Source organism: Mesorhizobium alhagi CCNWXJ12-2 (genome assembly GCF_000236565.1).
Lineage (GTDB): Bacteria > Pseudomonadota > Alphaproteobacteria > Rhizobiales > Rhizobiaceae > Allomesorhizobium > Allomesorhizobium alhagi.
Window position 1 is genome coordinate 1 of record NZ_AHAM01000194.1, and the last position, 3,245, is coordinate 3,245.

The window sequence follows — 3,245 nt, forward strand, 5'->3', positions numbered from 1 at the left end:
ACCGGATCGAAGAGCTGGAACAGCAGGCGGGGACGCGGCAGTCCTCCGGCGGCCTGCTCTCCAACATATTTCCGAGACAGCCGACCAGCGTCGCGTGCGCCTGCCATGGGGCCGGAGGAGGAGCAGCCCAGAAGTCGGGCTGGCGGCGGCTTCCTCGCCGGAGCCGCGCAGACGGCGATGGGCGTCGCAGGCGGCGTTCTCCTCGGCAATGCGATCGCCGGCATGTTTGGCGGCAACCAGGCTCAGGCAGCCGAGCCAGCGGAGACTGCCGACAACGAGGCTGCGCCTGATGAAGCAGGGTTTGACGAGGGCGGTGATTTCGGCGACATCGAATTCTAAAAGCGCGACGCCAAGCAATAAGGAGGGCTGCCATTCGCAGCCCTCATTATTTTGTGGATGACGTCGGCGATTGCAAACTTGTTGCCGCCGCACAAGGAAGGGTCAACCTCCGGCGATTGATGAGGTGCAAAGAGATATGGCCGCGCGCCGTCGCTCAGGCCCAACTTGAACAGTTGGATGTGAACGGATAGCGAACACTGTCCGTTAAGCTATTGAATTCATTTGCCTTGAATTTCCGGCGCGAAAGTGTGTGGTAACAACATTTGTGCTGTTATCCCTGTTTTGTATGGATTTTACGGCATTTATTCGCTAACAACGCTGGCATGTTTGTCGTTGAGAGAGTCGCGCGCGGCCACCGCTATCTCTACCTCGTGGAAAGTGTCCGCGACGGCAAAACCGTTCGCCAGCGCACGATAAAGGCGCTGGGCCGCAAGGATGCGCTGGTTGCCAGCGGCGAACTTGACAGATTGGCGGCCTCGATTGCGCGCCATGGCGAACGCAGCCTCATCCTGTCCGACATTGACGCGGGGCGGATTGCCTCTCGCCGCATTGGCGGTCCGCTGTTGTTCGGGCGGCTGTGGCCGCGGCTCGGGATCGGCGATGTGCTGGAAGAGGTGCTGGAAGGGCGCCAGTTCGGCTTTGCGGTGGAACGGGCGGTGTTCATTGGCACGTTGCATCGGCTGTTCGTCTCGGGCTCGGACCGCGACTGCGCGAACTGGATGGCCGATTATGGTATCGAGGGCGCCGAGGGTCTGGCGCTCCATCACTTCTACCGGGCCATGGCGTGGCTGGGCGAGGAACTCGGCGAAAAGGCGCAAGGCGCGCTGGTGGCGCGCTGCGTGAAAGACGTGATCGAGGAAAAGCTCTTCGCGCGCCGGCAGGACCTATTCACCGACCTCAGCCTTGTGTTCATGGACACAACCTCGTTGTCCTTCCATGGCGCGGGCGGCGAGACGCTGGGCAAGCGCTGGCATTCCAAGGACTTGCGCCCCGATCTGGCGCAAATGATCCTGGCGCTGGTCGTTGATGGCGAGGGCCGGCCGATCTGCACCGAGATGGTGCCTGGCAACACCGCTGACGTGACCGTCCTGTTGCCGGTGGTCGATCGGCTGCGAACGCGCTTCGGCGTCACACGCGCCTGCGTTGTCGCCGATCGCGGCATGATCAGCGCCGATACCATCGCCGCGCTCGAAAAGCTGGGCATGGAATACATTCTGGGGGCCCGCGAACGCTCGAGCAGCGTGATCCACAACGTCGTGCTCAATGACACGGCGCCGATGGTTCCGCTCGTTCTCGAGCGCCAGCGCGGTGAGACTCAGTTGTGGGTCAAAGAGGTCAAGGTCGGTAAAGACCGCTACATCGTCAGCCGCAATGACGCCGAGGCCGAGAAGGACAAGGCCGCCCGCCAGGCGATCATCGCCGGCCTCGAGGCGCAGCTCAAGAAGGGCGACAAGGCACTGGTCGGCAACTCGGCCTACCGGCGTTACCTCAAGGCCAGCGGCAAGAACTTCCAGATCGATGTCGGCAAGCTTGCCGAGGAAGCCCGCTACGACGGTATCACCGTGGTGCGGACCAACGCGAAGGTGACCCCGCTCCAGGCCGTGCTGCGGTATCGCGATTTGCTCGAGGTCGAGAGCCTGTTCCGCGCCGCCAAGGCAACCTTCAATACCCGGCCGATCTTCCACCAATCCGATGCCGCCATCCGCGGGCATGTGTTCTGCTCGTTCCTGGCGCTCGTGCTCAGCAAGGAACTGCGCCGCCTCTGCCGGGCCAAAGGCCTGACGCCCGAATGGCAGCCGCTCCTACGCGATCTCGACCGCCTCCAGGAAGCCACCATCGAAAAAGATGGTCGCATCGTCACAACCAGAACTCACGTCACCGGCCAAGTGGGCAACGTCTTCAAGGCAGCTGGCATCGCTCTGCCACACAACCTCGACGAACAACTCGCCTGAGATCACCCCAAAATGTAGTGGTAACACGCGCCGGCGCGCGCCTAACATGCTGACTTAATGACATATTCTTACAGGCGGTGTTTAAGTCGGGCCAGGAGACGGATCATGACTGATGAACACAATACGCTACAGGGGTCCACACTCCGCGAAGTGAGCGCCGAAACCGTGACCGCCCGTTTTCCGAGATTCTCCGGGCCATTGCAGACGACACCGGCAGCGACCGTGTGTCGATGGCCGATCTATTGAAGGCAATGGGTGACCGGGGTTTGGTCCGCTGATGTTGGTCCCCCTGTGGGCAAAGTACGATATTCCAGAGACGGCGGCCGGCTTGGCGGAAAATATCGTGACGCCGCGCAAATTTTGAAAAGCGAATCCTGAAGCCTAATGGCCGCTTCGCCGGAGGGTGCGGGATTCGCCATGCGCCATCGGTCGTGTTGCCCCATAATGAAAAGCGCCCCTCGCAGTGGTTGGTTGCGGGGGGCGCCTTTTGTCAAATTCGTTTCTTCGGATTTCTCCTCCGAAACTCCTTTGACATCGCGCCAACGCCAATGGCGGCCGTTGGTTCCAAAAAAATCGCGAGCGCCGAACTTTTTCCGACCGGGTTCGCCGCAAAGGAAAAGGGCGGCATTGCTGCCGCCCTTTCGAGATTGTTGAGATGCGTGAACCTTAGAAACCCATGCCACCCATGCCGCCCATGCCGCCGCCAGGCATACCACCCGGCATGCCGCCGCCGGCAGCTTCCTTCTTCGGAGCCTCGGCGATCATGGCTTCGGTGGTGACCAGCAGGCCGGCGACAGAGGCCGCGTCCTGGAGAGCCGTGCGCACGACCTTGACCGGATCGACGATGCCCATGGCGATCATGTCGCCATATTCGCCGGTCTGGGCGTTGTAGCCGAAGGTCGCGCCCTTGTTGTCGAGGATCTTGCCGGCGACGATCGAGGCCTCGGCCCCGGC

General features: G+C 61.8%; 3 protein-coding genes. 2 read left to right on the forward strand and 1 reads right to left on the reverse strand.

The genetic code is table 11. The features are described 5' to 3' along the window. Both MAXJ12_RS22400 and MAXJ12_RS22405 read left to right on the forward strand, forming a co-directional pair. Positions 1-339, forward strand: a 339-nt coding sequence (locus tag MAXJ12_RS22400) for a DUF2076 family protein (protein WP_139043988.1), incomplete at its 5' end; no start/stop codon positions are given. Between the two features lie 323 nt (positions 340-662). Continuing rightward, on the forward strand, positions 663-2,291 hold the full coding sequence (locus tag MAXJ12_RS22405; protein ID WP_008838287.1) for an IS1634 family transposase: 1,629 nt from the start codon (positions 663-665) through the stop codon (positions 2,289-2,291). Positions 2,292-2,957: 666 nt separating this feature from the next. Here MAXJ12_RS22405 and MAXJ12_RS22410 read toward each other — a convergent pair. Beyond that, the coding region (locus MAXJ12_RS22410; RefSeq protein WP_008838288.1) for a TCP-1/cpn60 chaperonin family protein at positions 2,958-3,245 on the reverse strand (288 nt) is incomplete at its 5' end.

Coding starts and splice junctions, on each gene's coding strand:
- MAXJ12_RS22405 (WP_008838287.1), top strand. CDS start 663: ATGTTTGTCGTTGAGAGAGTCGCGCGCGGCCACCGCTATCTCTACCTC.